General features: G+C 63.4%; 12 protein-coding genes and 1 pseudogene. 3 read left to right on the plus strand and 10 right to left on the minus strand.

Annotation, left to right across the window (positions count from 1 at the left end; translation table 11 throughout):
* Positions 1 to 11: 11 nt before the first annotated feature.
* From L8F96_RS13730 to L8F96_RS13765, 8 genes and pseudogenes are all read right to left on the minus strand, one after another.
* Positions 12 to 377, minus strand: a complete 366-nt coding sequence (locus L8F96_RS13730) for a DUF6927 domain-containing protein (RefSeq protein ID WP_197075314.1) — start codon at positions 375 to 377, stop codon at positions 12 to 14.
* A complete protein-coding gene (locus L8F96_RS13735; RefSeq protein ID WP_334656289.1) occupies positions 374 to 2,296 on the minus strand; it encodes a reverse transcriptase domain-containing protein in 1,923 nt (640 codons plus the stop codon). The genes L8F96_RS13730 and L8F96_RS13735 overlap by 4 nt, the downstream gene beginning before the upstream one ends.
* Positions 2,297 to 2,908: 612 nt before the next feature.
* A pseudogene (locus L8F96_RS13740) lies at positions 2,909 to 3,175 on the minus strand (DUF6927 domain-containing protein); the annotation flags it as partial.
* A 31-nt stretch (positions 3,176 to 3,206) separates the two neighbouring features.
* On the minus strand, positions 3,207 to 4,157 hold the full coding sequence (locus tag L8F96_RS13745; RefSeq protein WP_066521747.1) for an ArdC family protein: 951 nt from the start codon (positions 4,155 to 4,157) through the stop codon (positions 3,207 to 3,209).
* 86 nt (positions 4,158 to 4,243) lie between these two features.
* Complete coding sequence (locus tag L8F96_RS13750; protein ID WP_334656290.1) at positions 4,244 to 6,343, minus strand: ParB/RepB/Spo0J family partition protein; 2,100 nt, start codon at positions 6,341 to 6,343, stop codon at positions 4,244 to 4,246.
* A 142-nt stretch (positions 6,344 to 6,485) separates the two neighbouring features.
* A complete protein-coding gene (locus L8F96_RS13755) occupies positions 6,486 to 10,709 on the minus strand; it encodes a strawberry notch-like NTP hydrolase domain-containing protein (protein WP_126002771.1) in 4,224 nt (1,407 codons plus the stop codon).
* A gap of 81 nt (positions 10,710 to 10,790) precedes the next feature.
* On the minus strand, positions 10,791 to 11,645 hold the full coding sequence (locus tag L8F96_RS13760) for a DUF7146 domain-containing protein (protein WP_037569604.1): 855 nt from the start codon (positions 11,643 to 11,645) through the stop codon (positions 10,791 to 10,793).
* Between the two features lie 116 nt (positions 11,646 to 11,761).
* The gene (locus L8F96_RS13765) at positions 11,762 to 13,066 is read right to left on the minus strand and encodes a replication protein RepA (protein WP_037456189.1); all 1,305 of its coding nucleotides are present in this window, start codon (positions 13,064 to 13,066) and stop codon (positions 11,762 to 11,764) included.
* A 548-nt stretch (positions 13,067 to 13,614) separates the two neighbouring features.
* On the opposite strand from L8F96_RS13765, the gene L8F96_RS13770 reads away from it, so the two are divergent.
* Together L8F96_RS13770 and L8F96_RS13775 are read left to right on the plus strand one after the other, a co-directional pair.
* Positions 13,615 to 14,817, plus strand: coding sequence for an AAA family ATPase (locus L8F96_RS13770; protein ID WP_037456192.1), 1,203 nt, complete (start codon positions 13,615 to 13,617; stop codon positions 14,815 to 14,817).
* A gap of 267 nt (positions 14,818 to 15,084) precedes the next feature.
* The gene (locus L8F96_RS13775) at positions 15,085 to 16,062 is read left to right on the plus strand and encodes a ParB/RepB/Spo0J family partition protein (RefSeq protein ID WP_007406427.1); all 978 of its coding nucleotides are present in this window, start codon (positions 15,085 to 15,087) and stop codon (positions 16,060 to 16,062) included.
* A 35-nt stretch (positions 16,063 to 16,097) separates the two neighbouring features.
* Here L8F96_RS13775 and L8F96_RS13780 read toward each other — a convergent pair whose 3' ends face one another.
* Positions 16,098 to 16,982 carry a DUF4238 domain-containing protein gene (locus L8F96_RS13780; RefSeq protein WP_037456194.1) on the minus strand — a complete coding sequence of 295 codons (885 nt, stop codon included), beginning with the start codon at positions 16,980 to 16,982 and terminating at the stop codon, positions 16,098 to 16,100.
* Between the two features lie 12 nt (positions 16,983 to 16,994).
* Complete coding sequence (locus L8F96_RS13785) at positions 16,995 to 17,921, minus strand: hypothetical protein (RefSeq protein WP_007406383.1); 927 nt, start codon at positions 17,919 to 17,921, stop codon at positions 16,995 to 16,997.
* Positions 17,922 to 18,083: 162 nt separating this feature from the next.
* Here L8F96_RS13785 and L8F96_RS13790 point away from each other — a divergent pair, with 162 nt between their 5' ends.
* On the plus strand, positions 18,084 to 19,322 hold the full coding sequence (locus tag L8F96_RS13790) for a site-specific integrase (protein ID WP_046407195.1): 1,239 nt from the start codon (positions 18,084 to 18,086) through the stop codon (positions 19,320 to 19,322).
* Positions 19,323 to 19,632: the final 310 nt, after the last annotated feature.

The following is a 19,632-nucleotide window of genomic DNA, read 5'->3' on the forward strand; positions in this document are numbered from 1 at the left end:
ACCGGCAGGACTCAGGTAAAGATCGTCTTGTGGATCTTCGTCGTCGGCACGAGCCGCCATTGCCGCTCCATGAGGCGGCTGATCCGGTAGCGGCCGCGGGTCTCCGGGTCGCGAAGGGTCACTCGGCGCCCCTGCTTCTCGACAATGAATTCCTGCCCGACATGGCCGTCCGAGAAGGTGACCGGCTGCTCCAGCCGGATCCGATCGCCGTCTGCGATCTTGCGCGAGCGGCGTTTCAGGTTCTCGGCGCAGCGACGACGCCAGTCGAGCGCGTGCTCCTTGTCGGTCGGCGTCAGCAGGCCGAGGATGTGCTGGGGGCATCCGTCCTCGCACGGCCCCATCGACTCGGTCAGTCGGGTAGGATTGGTGCTGCTCATGGAGTCAGCCCTGATCCCCCCGCCGAACCGCACGTGCAGCTTTCACCGCATGCGGCTCTCCACTGTGACGAACCATCACTTTGCCGTAGATCGGGCAGGCGGCCTCTGTGAGTATCCCAGTGGCATTGCTCGCACAGGACCACCGTCCTGCGGGCGCGTGCCACCTTCATTCTCACGACAAAACCGCGGTGCGAAACATCGGCCATCCCCCGGATATGGTGCACCTGACACGGAACATCGGATCGACCGCAAGCCTCGCATTGCTTGGCATTCTGACGATCAACCCAGTCCGTACGTGAGTGGGTGAACACCTGCGTCCAAGGCTGGATATCAATCCTGGACGAGGTGGCCGGATCACGTTTCAGATGAGCCAGTTTCCAGACTTTGACCGATCGGGGCTGGCCATCGACGTCGTAGCCGATGGTGAATTCCTGCCCCGTCCTCATGCGGGCCAAGACCGCTCGCACATTGGTTTTGTGCTTGCTGGCCAAGGTCTTGAACAAGCTCCACCGCTGGAGAAACTCAAGCCTGTTCAGCTTGAAGCTCACATCCTTGGCGAGAGCATAGTAGTTCGCAAAACCCCGCAATTCGGCGTTGTAAGCTAGGACGATCTCAACGTCGCTGCAGCTGAGCAGCAGGCTACGATGACGCGGCTTCAACACCGACAGATCACCATAACCTTTTGCAGAAGCGAACGCGTGGACCTTCTCCCAAGGGACATGCAGCTGCATCACTTCCGACGGCGGCCTACGAAGGAAGCTGACGGAACCTTGTCGGCTCCGGACAACCCGTTGGCGTGTCGTATATGTGCGGACCTCATATCCAAGGAAGGCGGCTCCATCGCTCGCCTTGCGGATACCGCTTTTCTCCTCGGACACCGTGAGCGCCAGCGCCTCGGTCAGGAATGCCCTGACTTCGGCGAACACGCTTGGTGCATCCTCCTTGCTACCGATAACCCCAATCATGAAGTCGTCCGCGTAGCGACAGTAACGAAGTCGGCGATAACCGGGGTCCATCGCGTCTCTCGACGGGATGGACCGCTTTTGCGGCAGTAAGGTTTGGATTTTGGCCAAGGAGGCCGCAACCTTCACCTCGTCGACATTGTCTTTGGCCCGCAGCATGGTGACGCGCTTCCGTTGTTTCTGGATGCGCCCAGCCAGTCGCCCATATTCCGGGTTCGTGGCACGGACCTTCCCCCTCTCGAAAGCCGCGATCCGTTCCGCCATGAACATATCGAGTTCATGGAGGTAGATGTTGGCCAAGATTGGAGAGACGATACCGCCCTGCGGAGTGCCGCTGTAGGTCCGGGTGTGAACCCGGTCTTCCATAACACCCGCCTTAAGCATGCTGCCGATCAAGCCGATGAATTTCTCGTCATCGATCCTTTTCCGCAACAGCCGCAGGAGGATGTCGTGGTCGATGTTCTCGAAGAACCCCGCGACATCCACATCTACGAGCCATTTCACCCCCGTCCATACGGCTTTGACGTGTTCAAGCGCCGTATGACACGACCGGCCCGGCCGGAATCCATGGGAGGCGTTCGAGAACACCGGTTCATAGATCCGTTCGAGCAGTTGCCGCGCCACTTCCTGAACGAGGCGGTCGTCGCGCGTGGGAATGCCCAGCGGACGCCGTTTGCCCTTGCCTTTCGGGATAAACACCCGACGCACTGGTTTGGGATCATAGGTCCCTGCCGTCACGCTGGCGATAATCGGGTCGAGGTCTTCCGGTCCGAAGTCCGCGAAGGTCTCGCCGTCAATACCCGGCGTCATCGCACCCTTGTTGGATCCGATCTTCTGGAGCCCCTCCTCCCAAAGGAGGCGAGACCCCATCAGACGATAGAGTCCATTCACCCTTTTGCCCGACGCAACGAGCGCCGGAATGGCCTCCAACCGGCCTTTCACAGTTTCTGGCAGCATCAGCACACCCCATGATCGGTGGTTGAAGAATCACAGCTGCCGCCCTTCCCCCGGTCTTCCCCGCTTTCGGCCCGATCGCTCGAGACCTTATACAGTTGCACCGCCGCCTCCGAAGAGGTCGATGTCCCGGGCATTACCCCGGGCATTTGAGTAATATGGCGGCTCCGTACCCATGCAGGCCGGCAGAAGCCGCCTGTTTAGGGCATCCCGTAGTTACGCTGAATGGAGATGCGGCGCGGTTAGGTGTCCCGTTCGTCCACTAAACCCCTCGACGAGAGGCGCACCGGATGGGCTGAGAAACAGGCGGCCAAGACATGAGACCGCTGTCATCATCCGGACCTGGCGTGACAGTCGCTTTCGCCAGTATCGCTATATAGATTGCTGCAGACTGGGATTTAAGCAGTGTAGCCTTCACCATACGCACCTTGCCCTGACCGTCATCGCCTCCATTTGCGACTAAGACGCATCTGGCCTTTTCCGAACATGCTATTGTTCCCCGTCCCTTTCGGGATTTCAGACCTTGTGAGGCCCGAGGTTAGTCCGGCGAGCAGAGGCATTCTCAACTTACCTCATCATCACTGATACTCCATTTCAGCGCCGCAACGGCGCACTGTCTTTGTAGCCGAAATTTTCGCCGGTCTTGCTGTTGGGGCTCCAGAGGACCTTGCAGACGATCGCGAAGATCTCGCCCCCGATGCCATTCGTCAGGACTTGGGCAGCGGCGTAATAGGTGCGGTTCTTGGGGCAGGACGAGGCGAGGATCCTCAGTCCCTTCGTCCCGCCCTCGACATCGCGCGTGTAGGTGAATTGCGCGTCGAGATAGGCCTTGGCAGTCGGATGTCCGCCCATCGAGGCGAACGGCATGGTCAGCCATCCCATGGCTGGTCTCCTTGGCGAAGAGGAAGTGGGGTCAGGCGGCTTCGGCCAGCGGCTCGACGGCCTCGAGGGGCGCGGACTCGGCCGGACTGATCTGGTCGTCCGCAAACCCGCACAGATAATTGAAGGCCTGCTCGGCCTTGGATGCCGCGTGAATGATCGCGGTCTTGTCGGCGCGCAGGATGCCGAGCCAATGGCCCACATAGCTTGCATGATTGTCGTGGAGTTCATTGGGCAGGCCGAGGTGCGCGCAGACGAGGCCACTCCCGATCTCGGCCACGAGTTCCTCGAAACTATAAGCTTGGTCACCGAACCGCTTGCCGAATGTCCGGGCGAGCCGCGCCGTGCCTCCGGACCAATGAACGGTTTCATGGGCTCGGGTCGAGGCATAGTGGTCCATCGACTTGAACGAGCGCTGATGCGGCATCTGGATATAATCGAACGTGGGGTGAAAATAGGCGCGGTCGCCGCCGTGCCGCACCTCGGCAGGAATCGGCTCGAAGAAGGCGTCGATCGCGGATTGGCGCGCCGAAGGATCGACCGGCGTAGGATCTTCGTCAGCCGGATAGAAATAGGCCGGCAGGCCATCGATCTGGTCGGCGTTGAAGACGATGTAGTGGCGTAGGAAGCGGATGCTGCGCTCGGTCTCCGCGCCGGTGACGGGGTCGGACTCCGTTTTCTTGAAGCTCGAATAATAGACCGAGAGCGAGCCTTGCTCGCCCCGGCGGACGTTGGCGCCCAGCGCCTCGGCCTGGCGGTATGTCATCCAGTAGCGCGACCGATAGCCGCGCACATCGGCAATTGCCCAAAGGTAGAGGACATTGATCCCCGTATAGGGCGTGCCGCAATGCCGAAGCGGTCGCCCGCCGGCGCCGGTGACCCGCCAGGGGCGGCTCCAGGGTGCGACGCCCTCTTCGAGCTTGCGGATGATGAGGTCGGTGATCTCGGCCGCGGCGTCGCGGCTCGGCTTCTGTTTGCTGCGCATGACCGTTGGTCCCGTGGTTTGGGCAAGGGAAGACCGCCGGCGCGAAGGAGCACCGGCGGTCTGTCGCTCAGGAGATGGAGCGCGCTTCAGGCGTCCGCGGGTTCGAGCGTCTCGTGATCGGCGCTGGGTTCGCCCTCCCCGTCCGAAGGCTCGACCTCATTGGCCTCGCCTTCGCCGTCATCGGCCTCGGTCGGGTCAGCCGGCGCTTCGGTGGCGGCGTCGAGGAAGCGCATCGCGTTAGGCACCCAGGCGAGTGCCGCCTCCTTGACCTCCGGCTCGACGATCGCATCGCCCGCAAAGAGCTTCTGGCAGCTTTCCGATATTTCGGTCTTCTTGAGCGAGGTATGACGGACGGTCAGCGCCGGCCCGCCGATTTCGGTGAGCAGCGTGAGGATGCTGCCCTTGTTCACGCGGTCGAAGAAGTTCTCCGAGGTCGGCCGCCACCAGCTCGCGACGTCGATCTCGAGGATCGATGCAAGCCGATTGTGAAGCTTGATCTGCTCGTTCGACCAACCCGGCTTCGCCTCGAGCGACATCGCGACGATGTAGGCGAGCCAGTTGGCCTTGGTGTCGTCGTCGAGCGCGCGAAAGGCCTCGAACCGCGCAACCTCGCACTCGTGCTCCGTCCAGGCGGCGTCGAGACCGTCCTTCGCCTCGGCCAGATAATCGCGCGCGCGCGAGCCCGGAATGTCGCCAGAGGCGGGATCCTGCGGCGCGCTGGCCCGGATGGTCGTGCCGTACTTCACGGAGCTGAGGTAGCGGGACGCCGAGTTGGTCCGGGCGTCGACCATGACGAACAGCGCATAGTCGAGCGCGAGCGCCGGCTGCGCCATGATGCAGGACGCCAGAATGTCGCGCCGCTGGACCGCCAGTTCGTCGTAGAGCCGGGCGCTGAGCGGCTTGCCGCCGGGCGCCACGGCCTCGGGCCGGTACTTCGGCTCGGACGAGGCATTGCCGCCGATGCGGGCGCCACCGCGCGTCGACTCTCCGTCCTCGCCGTCGTCGTGGTCCTCGTCGCCGGGCTCGTCGATGACGAGCTCCTGCTCGCTGTAATATTGGCTGTCGAGCCGCATCTCGCCCTGCGGGGTGAGGAGAAGGAAGGCGCCGACATGAGCCTTCATTTCCTCCGGCAGGACCGGCGCGCGGTTCTCGATGGCCTCGGCCTCGGCGATCAGACGATCGTCCTCCTGGTCGAGCAGCTTAAACGCCTCGTCGTCGAGCTCCTCGTCCTGCATCTCGGCCTCGATGACGGACCGGCGCTCCTCGATCTCCGCGAGGCGCGCGGCTTGTTCGTCGGTGAGCGGAGGCTGCTGCAGGATCGCGCGATAGAGTCCGTGCGCCGCGTTGTGCGCGTAGTTGCTCGCGATCGGGCGGATCCAGGCAAGACCGGTCTCTTGGCCGATGCGTGCGGCCTCGGCTTCCATGATCTCGCCGGCGAGGCGGTGAGCGATTTCGGGATCGACCCAGCGGTCATTGCCGTCGGTGAAAAGATCCCCATCGATCTTGCCGCCGGCGTCGCGATACCGCGCCTCGCCGACCAGCACCGCGATCGGGTCGCTCGCCTTCAGCGTCTCGTTGGCGATCACGCGGCGGATGGTGTCGGCCGTGACGTGGCTCGACTGATAGCTGTTCCAAACCAGAAGCTGCTTCTCCTGGTTCTCGGTCGACGCATAGGCCTTGGCGATGTCGAGCGTGATCGCACCCTTGCTGAGCGCCTCGAAGATCGGCTCCGCAAGCGAGGCCAGGCGCAGCCGCCCCTCGACGAAGCGGCGGGTCACGCCAAAGCGTTTGGCGACCGCGTCGATATCGCCCGTGGTGCCGATGAAGTGCTGGAACGCGCGGCATTCCTCGGCCGGCGTCATCTTGAGCTGGTGGAAGTTGGTCGCGGTCGACGTCTCGGACAGCTCGGCATCGTCGCCGGTCAGCACCATGACCGGAACATCGAAATCGGTCTCGGAGATGGTGCCACGCTCGGCGAGGAGGCGCAACGCACGCCAGCGACGGCCGCCGTCGAACACTTCGAAGGTGCCGCGCGGCTTCTTGGCGGGCGTGACGAGAAGGTTCTGCAGCACGCCCTTGGCCTCGATGCTCGCGGCCATGGGTTCGATCTGGAGCTGCTCGTCCGGGGCGGTGCGCACGTTGATCGGAGACAGGCGCAGCTTGTTGAGCTTGATGGTCTGGATCACAGGGGTAACTCCTTCTGGCGTTCGGGTATTTCCGAACACCACCCCAGCTCCCCCTTCCCTCTCTCTCAGGCGTGCCTGAGGTCGCTTAGAAGTACGCCGTGCGCGCGTGCCGATCGGACCGTCCTCATCGCCGGAAGACCGGTCAGGGCGAGCCCGAGACGATCCGCCCGACGATCTCGGCTGCCGTCGGTACCGGCACGAAGACCCTGGTCCGGTACTGGATCACCTCGGTGAAGCATCCGATCGACTTGAGCCAGGCGAGCTGCGCCGGCGGCGCACCCACCAGCTCGATCCGGGGTGATCCGTTCACGAGGGAGCGCTTGATGCACATCGGGAACGGCCGTGCCAGATCGACGCTCCGGCCGGTCAGCGCGGATTTCACGAGGTCGGTGGGCGGGAGATTGTCGGTCCGGTCCAGGCCGAGCTTCGTGAAGAGCTGCACGACGTGATCGTCAAACACCAGGCGGCCGAGCCAACTGTTGCCCTCCTTGTCCGCGATGCGATTGACGACGAGGTGGTCGTTGGGAAGCGCGGACCAGATCGGGAGAAGGAGGCCCGTCGCAAGGCGGATCGTTTCCGTATCGACTTTGTTGGCCGCCTCCTGTGCTTCTTCCAGCCACTTCTCGGAGAAGAGCTGGCGATCGATGGGGCTCCAGGCGCTTTCGAACAGCTCTTGCTCGCGCATATATTCGCGCCGCGTGGGACGGATGAGTTCGAACCGCGGGATCGGTGTGCCCTCCTTCTCCTCCATGAGGGCGCGGGCGCGGGTCTGCAGCGCAACCATCCCGGACTTGGCGTTCATCAGATAATCGGCGGTGCCGTCATTGTCGGCGATGCGCAGGACCCGCTCAAGGGAGACCGGCGTCCGCCGCCGAGCGATCTCGATCGTGAGCAGATGAGAGGTCGCGCCACTGACCGGGTCGGTGCGCAGCACGGTGTCGTCTATGAGGGTCGCCGTATCGACCAGGATGGTTTCAACGCCGACATCGAGCCGTCCGGCCTCGCGCGCGGCCGATACGCGCGTCTCGACGAGTGCGAGGAACTCGTCGAAGATCTTGTTCTGCAGCGCGATCGGCAGCGCCAGGATGCGGTTGAGCCACCGCTGGATCGGCGGGAGGTCGTCCTTCATGACGCCGTCCTTGTCGCAGAGCTCGAGACCGGTGCGCTTCTCGAACTCGGCACGGGAGACGCTGGTCAGCTTCCCTCCGACGAGCAGATGAAACCAGCTCACCAGGGCCGCGCAGGCATATTCACTTTCGAGATTGTCGGCGGGATCGAACAGGTTCTGACCACCCGTCTGGCGTTGACCGCGGGTGAGCGCGCCCAGGCTGTCGAGCCGGCGGGCGATCGTGCTCGTGAAACGGAGCTCGCCCTTGCAGTCGGTCGTCACCGGCCTGAACAGGGGTGTGCTCGCCTGATGGGTGCGATGGGTCCGGCCAAGGCCCTGAATCGCGCGATCGGCCCGCCAGCCGGGTTCGAGCAGGAGATGAACGCGCTGCTGCTGATTGGGGACGTCTCGAGAGGCGTGATAGGAGCGCCCAGTGCCGCCCGCATCGGAGAAGACGAGGATCCGCTTGCGACCCTGCATGAACGCGGCGGCCTCGGCCTGACTGGTCCTGGTCGAGCGACTTTCGAGCTTCTGCCGTCCATCGCCGGTCGAGACGAGGCGCTTCGTGCGCCCGGTCACCTCCGCAACATTATCGTGACCGAAATGCTCGAGGATGCCCTCCAGCGCCGACATGATCGGCGGAAGGGCGCAGAGATTCTCGATGAGCTGGGCCCGCGCCGCTTCGGCCTCGGGATTGTAGACGGGGTTGCCCGCCTCGTCTTCCATCGGAACCGAGCGCTGCGCGCCGGTCTCGTCGGTGAAGATCCGCATCTGACGGGTCGGGAAAGCGCGCTCCAGATAGTCGATCATATATTCCCGGGGCGAGAGGTCGATCTCGAGGTCCGCGCGGTCGTCGGGGCTGAGCGCGCCTAGTCTCCGGTCAAGAATGGACTCGGCCGTCGTGACGAGCTGCATCACGACTGACTGCCCCGCGGCGAGATGCTCGTGGACCGCGGCGATGACGGTGGGGAGCTTCATGGAGAGCAGAACCTGTCCGAAAAAGCGCTGCTTCGTGGACTCGAACCGCGAGCGCGCGGATGCCTTGGCGCCGCTGTTCAAAGTCGCGTTCTCAAGCGCATCGACGATGCCGGTCAGTTCGAGCGCCTTCTCCAAGTTCTGGTGAATGATCGACCACGCGTCCGCATAGGTGTCGTAGATCTCGATCTGCGCGGCGGTCAGCTCATGGCGCAGAATGTCATATTCGACACCTGCGAAGCTCAGTGCGCGGGCCATGTAGAGGCCGGTGGCCTTGAGATCGCGCGCGACCAGCTCCATCGCGGCGATCCCGCCTTTGCTGATGCTGCTGATGAACTGCTCCCGGTCGGGGAAGGCGGTCCCTGGGCCCCAGAGCCCCAGTCGGACCGCATAAGCGAGGTTGTTGACGACAGAGGCGCCGGTGGCTGAAGCATAGAGGACGCGGGCCGCGGGCAATTGGTTCTGGAGGAGCACGCCGCAGATTCCCTGCTGGGATCCATCCTTGGTGCCGAGAGCGCCCTCCCCACCCGCAACGCCGCCCATCTCGTGGGCCTCGTCGAAGGCGATGACACCGTCAAAATCGGCCCCGGCCCAGTCAACCAGCTGCTTCAGGCGACCGTAGTCACCACGCATCGAACGCAGCGTCGGATAGCTGACGAACAGCACGCCCTGGTCGAGGCTGATCGGCTCATCGATCTTCCAGTTGGAGATGGGCTGAATGTCGCCGTTAAGGCCGCCAAGGGCCGTCCAGTCGCGTCGCGCGTCTTCGAGGAGCGGCGCATTCTTCGAGACCCAGATGTTGCGGCGGCGGCCCTGGAGCCAGTTGTCGAGGATGCAGGCCGCGATTTGACGACCCTTCCCCGCCCCCGTGCCGTCGCCCAGGAAGAAGCCCTTACGATAGGAATGGCCGTCTTCGGCCAGCACGAGGCCGACACCCTCCTTGTCGGGTCTGAAAGTGCCTGGGATCCACTGGGTCCAGGCATGCCCCGCGTAGACGACCGTCTCGAGTTGGGAGGCGGAGAGCAGCCGCTCGGCGACGGTGCGCTCGGGCAGCGCCGGCACATACTCTGGGACCGGCGCCGGGATCGAGCCCATGGCGACAGATTCGACGAGCGGCGTTGGATGCTCGCCAGCGCTCGCGAAGCTGATACGGCTCGGTCGATATGGAAGATAGACGCCGCTCTGCTCGAGCAGCGGCGCCGGCGTCTCAAGTTTCGCATATTCGACGGGGAGCACGTGGTTGCGTGCCGGGGCATGGTAGGCGCGGGGCGCCGGACGGCTGCTTTTGACGGCCCGGAAGAGCGAAACTCCACCTGAGCGCTTCGGCGCCGACGCTCCGCGATCGGGCTTCGCCGACGATCGTTCGGGGATGATCAGGATATCGAGCAGCTCGGCAACGGACGAACGCTGGATGAGCGCGGGGGGCGACCGGCCGGGGACCTTGTCGATGACAAACAACCGCACGGCGATCGAAGTCCCATGCTTCAGGTAGCACTTCTCGAGACGGACGGCCGCCAGGACGCTCACGTCGCGCAGGATCGTCTCATATTGCTCACGCATGCGTGCGCTCGGGCCAAACCAATCGGGCATGATGGCAACGAGCCGGCCGCCCGGTTGAAGACGGCGCAGCGCCGCTTGCAGATGACGGACTGCGGCATAGTCGTCGGCGCCGCGGCCGACCGACCTCGAAAAGGGCGGGTTCATCAGGATGAGGGTTGGTCGATCGACGCTTGCGAGGGTGGAATTGATGGTCGCACCATCGTGCCCGGTGATCGATGCTGAGGGGAAAGCCGCCTTCAATCGGCCACGGCGGAGCGGATCGAGCTCGTTCAGATGGAGCGATTCGACGTGACGGAGCTGCGCGACCAATAGGCCGTTACCCGCGCTCGGCTCGAGCACGATGTCGTCGGGCTGGACGTTGGCGAGAAGCGTCATAACCGCAGCGATGTCGACAGGTGTCGAGAATTGCTGCCATTCGATCTGATCCTCGCTGCGAACCGTCTGAGTGGGCAGGCGATCGGACAAATCGATCAGCGCGCGGACGTCGCCGAACGCCGCAATTTTTTGGGCGCTCGACTGAAGATGGATGGCAAGGGCATGCTCGAGGAGTTCAAAGCTGGCGCGTTGTGTCCAGCGACCGTCGGCATCAGAACCGCCGAAGGCCTTGGTCATCGCGTCGTTGAGGTGACGACGCTGAATGGCCTCGTCGGAGCGCAGACGGGGTAGAAGGAGGCGCACGGCCTCGCGCTCAGCCTGGGCGGCCGCTTCGAAGAGATCGGACATGGGTGTGGTCTCCAGAGTGGGCTGCACCCTCGGCAGCGACACCCTTTCGATCCCCCTCCCCTCTCCTCCGGCGCTTCGCGCCTAGACGCGGCTCTGCTGCGCTCGGGCATCGAGCGCCTTTGCCCAATCCTTGTAGATTGGCGGCGGGGGCGCGCGTTCGATGATGAGGCCCGACCGGGCGTAATGCGCTTGGGCACTTTCGGCTGCCCTGTGCCCTTCGGAATCGTTGTCCTCGGCGACCAGGAGCGTTGTGACCGTGGGCGGAATGACGAGCTGGTTGAGCCGACGTGCGCCGAGTGAAGCCCAGCACGGGAGGTTGCTCAGGCGCGCGAAAGCGTCGGCCGTCTCAAAGCCCTCGGCGATGGCAAGGGTGTTGCCCCCTGCCCCGCCCCGCCAAGCGCCGTGCCCCGGGGCGCCAAGCATGACCTTGCGCGTGTAATGGGCGGTGTCGGGGTTCAGGAATATGCGTTGAATTGCGACCAGACGGTTTCCCTCGCGCACCGCTACCAGGAGAGCGGGTTCGAAGATCGTCTTCGGCTTGGGCAGGTAAGGGCAACGCGGATGGAAGCGAAGATCGCGTGGTGGTGGGAGGAGGTTCCGGCACTGGAGGTAGCGCTCGGCAAGGGTGCCCGGAACGTCGACCGCCTCATTCCAGATTCTTTCGACGTTCATCGGCCGCGGCGAGTCCGCCAAGGCGGGTGGCGGATAATGGCGACCCGGGCGAACAAGGCGCAGTTCACGCAGGACGTCTTCGCGCGAGCATCCTGCGAAACAGGTGACGAGAATGCCGCGATCCCCTTGCCGAATCGACAAGCTTGGATCGCGATCGCTGTGTGCGGGACAGCGGCACATCGCGACATTGCCGCTCCACGTGCCGCCCAGGGCCCCGACAATGTCGACTATCTCCTGCGATGGCCGTCTGGCTGTAAGCGGCATAATTCTACCTCCTGCTTACACGCTCGGCCCCTCCTTTCCTCTTTTCGGTCGGTCTGAGACTTGGAGACAGATTCAGCCTGCGCTCGCCTCAACGCGAACGGCTCGGAGATCATCGGTTAGTCGTCGCTTCGATTCGCGCGGCGTTCAGCATAGGCGACGACGAACTTCTCCCAGATCCGCAGCCACTCTGAATCGGTGCGCGGCCGGCTAAAATCGGGGCATCCCTTGCGGAATGCAGCCGCCATGTCATCCACTGACCACGGATGGCCCTTGGTCAGCGCGATCTGGCGGAAGACGGCCTCACGCGTGCCGTATGAGAGAGACCCGGCGGGGAACGGAAGAGTCGGCGCATCGTCCTTCGCGGGCGCGGACTTCGCTGCATGGGCCGGTTTGACCGATGATCTCGGTGCCGTTTTCGGAGCCTCGCCCCCGACGAGTCGAAGGTGCGGCCCCACGAGCTTGCGCTCCAGCGGTGCCGGTGACGGATGAAGAATGACCTTCCGCCCGGAGAGATCGACATTTGCGTTGGGATAGACCGCCGACACGATCTGCATGGTTTCGCGGACGGTCTGTCGGAAGCGCTTGCTGTCGGCCTCGTTGCCAAGGTGCTTGGCGAGCTGGTCCCATGAGATAACCTGGCCCTTGTCGGATCCAATCCGCGGGAGTCGGTAGGCAAGGTAAGTGTAGAGATCGAGCGCCGTTGGCGTACCCTTGAGCTCGCGGATGGCGATCTCATTGAGTGGCACGGCATGGTCGATGAGGTGCGAGTAGAACGCCTCGGACATACGGATTTCGCGCGCGAATGAGCCGTTCTTGTCGAGCGAACCGGCATATTCGTTGGAAATCTTGACGTCCCGGACAGCGAAGGCGTTGTCTTCCGTGTCGGTGCCGTCCCAGCGGATCTGCCACTCGCACGCCAGCAGCCGATCCACCTGCTCTCGCATCAGGTTGGCCGTCCCGCGTGGTCCATAAGACACGGTCTGGTAGCCAAGGCGGCGCATCCACTCGGTGAAATTGCGGCCAAGATAAACGTCCCGCGATTGCTTCATGACCGCCTGAGAGAGGAGGTAGATCAGGGCAACGCGTGGATAGGCGCCATAAGGCACACCAAGGCTTCGCATGACGGACTTGCCGTCGACATTCTGAAGCACTGGCCTGGGATTGATGGCCAGCGCATATTTGCCGTCCTCACGGACGATGGGCTGAGTGTCGTCCTTGGGCCGCTTGGTTGGCAGCGACATCGCACAAAGCGCGGAGTGGAGGAAGGCAGGAACCGGTTCTTCGTCCTGGACGCGCAGGAATGCGTCCAAGGTGAGCTGGGTGCCGGCGGTGGTGGCGAGCTTGCGGACGCTCTCCTCGCCGCCGTTGAGCATTGCTAGTGCGTACTGATGCCCCAGCGGCCTATGCTGATCCCCATTCATGGTCTGCCCTTCCCCCCGAATCGACCGGGGGCTGTGATGGGCATGTCTCAACAGGTTTGAGGCGTGAAATCAACCCCGTTGGCAGTTTGGGAGGGGAAAAGGCCGCGAGAGTTGCAGAAACACCGATGATGTCGGTGCCGTTCTGCGCCCTCCCCCTGCCCTCCTTCACCCAAAATCGAAAAATCAAAACGATTCGCGAATCGGTTTTTTATAGGGTGATTCTAGTAATAGGTATGGGCTCTGAGATCATCGGTCGGCTCGCACCGAGATCATCGCTGATACGCACCGAGATCATCGCAAAGTACCGAGATCATCGGTGGTTATCCACAGGTAGCCGTTTGTCGCCACAATCCCAGCGCCAGACTTTGCAGCAACACGCAAAGGCACGGAGATCATCGGTCGCAGCCGCCGCCGATTGGCCAGAAAGCGCGCACATGCGCAAGGGGCTCGGAGATCATCGGTCAACTTGTAAGTCTGGTGGCCATTTCCTTGCTCGAAACTGCCAACGTGGCTATCATGGCGCATCAAACCCACAGAAGCGGACTGAGATGGCTACCGACCCCTCCCTAGCACAGCCGGACGACCTCATCGAAGGTGGTCTGGACGTGCTCCACAGAAAGTCGTTGACGATCCTCAAGCGCATTCGTGACAGCGCGGTTGATCCCGAAACCGGTCAGAAGAAGGGTCCGACCTTCCCGATTTCGAAAGCTGCTGCACTGGTCGGGCGGACGGCATCTGCTGTCCGGGAAGCGGAGCGCGACGGCCGCCTCCCCGCTCGAGGGCGGACGGGCTCCGGGCATAGGCTGCAGTATACGCTCGAAGAGCTTGATCATATGCGCGAGGTGTTTGGAACGCGTCCCTGGCGCGAGCCAACCGATACCCCGGCGATCATCTCGGTCTGCAACTTCAAGGGGGGCGTCGGCAAGTCGACGATCGCGCTGCATCTCGCCCAGCATTTTGCCATCAAGGGCTACCGGGTCCTGTTCATCGACTGCGACAGCCAGGCGTCTTCAACCATGATGTTCGGCTATCGCCCCGACGTGGACCTCGACGAGGAAGACACGCTTTACGGGCATTTTCACAATCCGGAGCTGCTTGGCGTTCGCAAGATTATCCGCAAGACGCACTTTCACAACCTCCACCTGATCCCGTCGAACCTGCGACTTTATAATCTCGAGTATGAGATCGCCGGGCACATGGCGCGAAATCAGAACATGGAGATCATCGACCTGATCGCGCAGGCCATTGATGAGGTGGTCGATGACTATGACGTCGTGATCATGGACCCGCCGCCGGCATTGGGCATGGTGTCGATGGCTGTGCTCCAGGCCGCTAACTGCATGGTCATTCCGGTGCCGCCGAGCCTTGTCGACTTCGCCTCGACGGTATCTTTCATCGACATGACGCGAACGACGATGAAGCAGCTCGAGCAACTCGCGGGGCGGGGAAGGCCGGCCTACAACTTCATCCGGCTGGTCGGCAGCCGCGTGGACGAGAGCAAGTCGATGCACCGGGAGATACTGTCGATGATGCGGCAGGTCTTCGGTGGCTCAATGACGCAGTCGGTGATGGTCACCAGCGCCGAAATCGACAATGCCAGCTCCAGGATGAAAACCGTTTTCGAACTCGACAAGCCCGTCACGTCGCACGAGGTCTACAACCGCTGCATGAAGCATCTCAGCGACGTTTGCCAGGATATTGAGCAGGACGTTCTGCGCACCTGGGCGAGCAGGGCAGGGGGCCGAATTTAGGGAGAGTTGCCACGTGGCAACTCCGATATTTCTCACGTCGGCGAGCACGGGCAATCGGGGAGTGAGACGAAGCCGGATCACCGAGTTGCCACGTGACAACAAAGTGGAAGAACCCAATAGAAGCAATATGTTAGGTAGGAATACCATGTCAGATCGCACACGGCAGGAACGTCAGTGCAAGCGCCTGGGGGCGGCGCAGTTGCCACGTGGCAACTCTGGCCTGTTGGCACCCGTCGGCGAGGGCAAGAGAGAAGGAGAAACGGGCCGATGAGCAAGGGCAACAAGGGCTTCGGCTCGATGTTCACAGAGGGGCTCGACGACGAGGAGAACCTCGATAAGGCGACCCCTGCGGACGGCATCATGGCAAGTCGCAGCCAGACGCTCGCGCGCATCGCGACGGGGAAAACGGTCGCCGACCGGACGGAGTGGGTCGATCCGGAGCGGTGCCGCCCATGGCGGATGCACAATCGCGATCTGGATCATTTGAACGAAGATAGCTGCCGCGATCTCATCGACTCCTTCCTCTCCGCCAAGAAGCAACGGATCCCCGCTATCGTTCGGCGTCTGAAAGATGACCCGAACTTCGACTTCGAGATCATCGCCGGCGTCCGCCGTTGGTGGACGGTGAAATGGCTGCGAGCGCATCACCACCCGGAGTTCGAGTATCTGGTGACGATCCAGAGTGTCACGGACGAGGAGGCGTTCCGGGTTTCAGATGTCGAGAACCGCTCGCGTAAGGACATCTCGGATTGGGAGCGGGCCAAGGAATATACGGTGGCGCTCGCGGAGTTCTACGAGGGCTCGCAGTCGCAGATGGCCGAGCATTTAAACCTTTCCAAGTCGTGGCTGAGCCGGCTTCTCGACGTTGCGCGCTTGCCCGAACCAGTTGTCGCGGCGTTCTCCGATACGCACGACATCACGGTACGCGTCGCGCGTGACATCAAGCCGCTTACCGGAGATCCGAAGGCGCTGGCGAAGATGCGCGAAGAGGCTGAACGCATCGAGGAAGAGCGCAGCCAGAAAGGCTTGAAGCTGAGCGGGCCGGAAGTCGCGAAGCGGCTCGTGAAGGCGACTGTCGCGCCAGCCGTGAAGGCTGCCGCCGAGAAGGAGATCACCGGCAAGGGGGGCAAGGTCATCCTGCGCTATACGAAGGCGCGGGGAGGGGGGCTGACGATCAAGGTGCCGCCGAAGGCTGAGGCGTCGCCCGCCGAGCTTTTGAAGGCGATCGAGGGGCTGCTGTCGTAGGGTGATGGAGCGCGGCGTCTGGCGAGGTCGCCGCCTTATATGGCGTCCCGCTTATATTTGTCGGCGGTGCTCTGCGTCACGGAGTGGCGGCTTCGCAGGCCGAAGTTCGCGCGGATGAAGTCGCCGGCTTGACGCGTCCTCGCGCCTACGAACGCCTGGGCATGTCCCACGGTCGACCGGTTCTGCCGCGTGATCAGTTCTCGCTCGGGTAGGCTCACGATCCGATTTGCCAGCGTAGTGGACCCGGCAGCAACGAAGAGGGTCTCCGGTCCGATCGGAAGAGTGACATAGGACGAGGCACTACCAAGCCAGGCGAAGCTGACCGGCACGTCGAGCGGCCAATCGGAGACGAACAATTCCCGGCGATTGTTCGTCTTGATTATGCGCCAGTCCATGTTGATGAACGCTCGTCCGCGATCCGCGTCGTCGATGACCAAGCGCAGGACTTCCATCTGAAGCGCGCTCACGGCCTCGGGCGGCAGGGCCCCATCTTCGCCGCGCAGCACGGACTTCGCGGCCTCTGCGCTTGCGAGAGCGCCGACGGCGTCCTTCATGCCGCGCATATCCAGCGGTGTCCGGAACCACAGCGACATGACGAACCGGCCCCAATCCGAGCATTGCGCGTCGCTGAGCGAGTTGACCTTGCCGTCGAGGAGCAGCGCGTGAACCTTGGCCGCAGCGTCATCGATCACCTGCATGAACAGGGTTTCCATCTGCTGGGCATGCTCGGGCGGGAACCCGATCGTCTTGTACAGGTCCCGCTCGAAGCAGACGCTCTTGGGTGATGCAGGACTGCTCTCGATCTCCCCGATCCGATTGCGCCGATAGCGCAGCAGGGTGTCGCCATCCTTCCACTGGTCGAGGAGGAACTGCGGGATGAAGTGATGCCGGGACGGAGGGTTCTGTGGCTTGGATTGCACGGTGTCTGTGGTTCAAGAGGGATGAGCAAGTGAGGCGAGTAGCTTGCGCGCGCCTTGCGGGGTGACCTTCAACAGGCGCGCGACAGCGGCCGGCTGAAGGCCCGGATAGGCAAGCTGCAGGCGGGCAAGGAGAGGGGCCTTGCTCCGCTTCGTGACGGCCAGATCGGTCTGGATGCGCGACGCCGCACGCTCGATCGCGTCGAGGTCGCGCAAGCCAGCATGCGCCGTCCGACCGATCGCCTGGGCCAAGGTCTCTGCCAGATCGGCGGGGGAGGGGGGCAGAAACTTGGACATCAGGATGAACGAGGGGATCACGCGGGTCGTGAAGCCAGCGCGGCACAGCATCCGCGGTACGGCGGCGGCGATCAGCCAGTTTCGATCGCGTCCACGGGGAGGCAGCTCGAGAGCGCGACCATCGACGCTGACGACATCCCAGCTGCCTGGTGCCGCTGGTTCGGTCAGCGCGAACAGCTGGAAAATGCGGTTGGCGACAGAGAGGAGGTCACCGGAAGGGAAGGGGGCGTCCGCCACGGTTCGCAGCTGTCGCCACATCGGCCCGAAGTGCGCCAAGTCTTCGGCCGCATAAACCTTCGCCTCGGTGCGGTCATCGAGTACCGTACGGAGCACGTTGAGCGTGGCGCGGCCGAGCGAATCCTTGAGATCCTCGTCGCGGCTGAGCGCAAGGTGGAAGACGGCGGCAACCGAGATCGGATCGTTGAGGCCTTCGGAAGCGCGGGGAGGGGGTGTGCGGCCGGCGATCCAGTCCTGCAGGTCGCGCACCGCGATCGGCACGCCGGCGAGGCCGGCCAGGACGGTGGCGCCTTCCAGGCGCGAGCGCGCGAGAAAGATGTCGGCGCATGGACTACCGTGCAATCGGCCATCGAGGCGCCCGAGCAGGAGCAGGCTGTCGTCGGCGCGCAGGTTGTCTGTCCGCGTCATAGGATGGCGACAATGCCATGGCGGGAAACCAAAGTCAGCAGTTCGTTTCTACATCCGTGACCTCCCGAAAGTGGACATTCGATAATTGCAGTTATCACATAAGCAGATTTGACCGTTCTTTATAAGGTGGGCTACAAGCGCGGCTGAGGAGCGAGGCGCGTCGTGAGCACCGAAACCGCCCGGGAAGGGCCAGAAATCCCCGTAGCGCCGCCTGAGGCTGTCCTGCCGGCCGTCAGGGCGCCGGCCGACCTTGCGTGGACGATCGTGCAGATGCGCGCCGGCGAGCGCATCACCGTCAACGAGGGCCTGATCGCCGCCTATCAGGCCGCTTCATCGCCCCATAGCATCCGTGCGCTCAAGTCCGACGTCGAGGCGTTCGATGCGTGGTGTAGGCGCAACAACCGGATCGCGCTGCCGGCCACGCCCGAGACCGTGGCCGATTATCTCGACGCGCGGGCCGGGAAGGGGAGCCGGCCGGCCTCGCTATCCCGCTACAAGGCGTCGATCGCCAAGATCCACCAGCTGCTCGAGCTCAAGGATCCGACGCCGGCGCCGCTGGTGAAGCTGCGGCTCCAGACGGTGCGCCGCGAGAAGGGGGCTGCGCAGAAGCAGGCGCGGCCGCTGCGGTTCAAGGGCCCGGTGCGCGACGTCGAGCGCGACAAGGCGCGGGGGCTCAACATCCGCGCGCTGCTCGAGAGTTGTGGCGAGGATCTGCCGGGGCTGCGTGATCGGGCGCTGCTATCGGCCGCTTATGACACCGGGCTGCGCGCCTCCGAACTGGTGGCGGTCGCCATTGAGCATATTGAGGAGGCGATCGATCCCGAAGCGCGGCTGCTGCAGATTCTGCGTCATAAGGGCGATCAAGACGGGGACGGGGCGACCGCCTACCTCAGCCCGCGCACCGTCGCGGCGATCGCGGCGTGGACCGAAGCGGCGGGGATCACGACAGGGCCGCTGTTCCGGCGGGTGCAGGTGCGGCGCTACAAGGCGCGGGCAGCCGTGCGCGGTCGGCCGATCGACAGCATCTCGGGCCGGGAGACGTGGGATCTGCGCAAGACGCTGTCCAAGCCGGCGGTGAAGGCGCGCGTCGAATATGACATCGGCACCGTGGCGCTGCACCCGGGCTCGATCGGACCAATCTTTCGGTCGATCATCGGCCGCGCGTTCGACCGTGGCGCGCTGCCCGATTTGACGGCGGACGATCTGGCGCGGTTGCTGAAGGGGATCAGTGCGCACTCGACGCGGATCGGGCTCAATCAGGACCTGTTCGCCAGCGGGGAGGATTTGGCCGGCATCATGGACGCGCTGCGGTGGAAGTCGCCGCGGATGCCGCTCGCTTATAATCGCAATCTCGCGGCAGAGCAGGGGGCGGCGGGGCGCCTTATGGCGAAGATTGGCTAGTCATGACGGCCTAAATAGGTCTTTGGATGATGCCGTGCGACCACACGACGGCGGCAGGTAGATCGAGGGATTTGCGCAGCGGCAAGAACCGGAGAAGGGAGGCTGAGCCCCCGGGGTCTTGAGCTACAACGTTAAGCCTAAGAAACGGGCAGGGGCCTGGTAGCGCGTAGTGTATGAGCGAAGCCACCATCGCTCAAACTCATCAGCACAGTCCAATTTCGAAGAGGAAACAAGAAAGTGGTTCCGGAAACGGTATGGATCTTATCCTGTGTAAACGCTCGCGCTAAATGGCGGCGTTCTGATCGCGCTA

Origin of the sequence: Sphingomonas panaciterrae (genome assembly GCF_036890205.1) — a bacterium.
Lineage (GTDB): Bacteria > Pseudomonadota > Alphaproteobacteria > Sphingomonadales > Sphingomonadaceae > Sphingomonas > Sphingomonas panaciterrae.

Coding starts and splice junctions, on each gene's coding strand:
- L8F96_RS13730 (WP_197075314.1), bottom strand. CDS start 377: ATGAGCAGCACCAATCCTACCCGACTGACCGAGTCGATGGGGCCGTGC.
- L8F96_RS13735 (WP_334656289.1), bottom strand. CDS start 2,296: ATGCTGCCAGAAACTGTGAAAGGCCGGTTGGAGGCCATTCCGGCGCTC.
- L8F96_RS13745 (WP_066521747.1), bottom strand. CDS start 4,157: ATGCGCAGCAAACAGAAGCCGAGCCGCGACGCCGCGGCCGAGATCACC.
- L8F96_RS13755 (WP_126002771.1), bottom strand. CDS start 10,709: ATGTCCGATCTCTTCGAAGCGGCCGCCCAGGCTGAGCGCGAGGCCGTG.
- L8F96_RS13760 (WP_037569604.1), bottom strand. CDS start 11,645: ATGCCGCTTACAGCCAGACGGCCATCGCAGGAGATAGTCGACATTGTC.
- L8F96_RS13765 (WP_037456189.1), bottom strand. CDS start 13,066: ATGAATGGGGATCAGCATAGGCCGCTGGGGCATCAGTACGCACTAGCA.
- L8F96_RS13770 (WP_037456192.1), top strand. CDS start 13,615: ATGGCTACCGACCCCTCCCTAGCACAGCCGGACGACCTCATCGAAGGT.
- L8F96_RS13775 (WP_007406427.1), top strand. CDS start 15,085: ATGAGCAAGGGCAACAAGGGCTTCGGCTCGATGTTCACAGAGGGGCTC.
- L8F96_RS13785 (WP_007406383.1), bottom strand. CDS start 17,921: ATGACGCGGACAGACAACCTGCGCGCCGACGACAGCCTGCTCCTGCTC.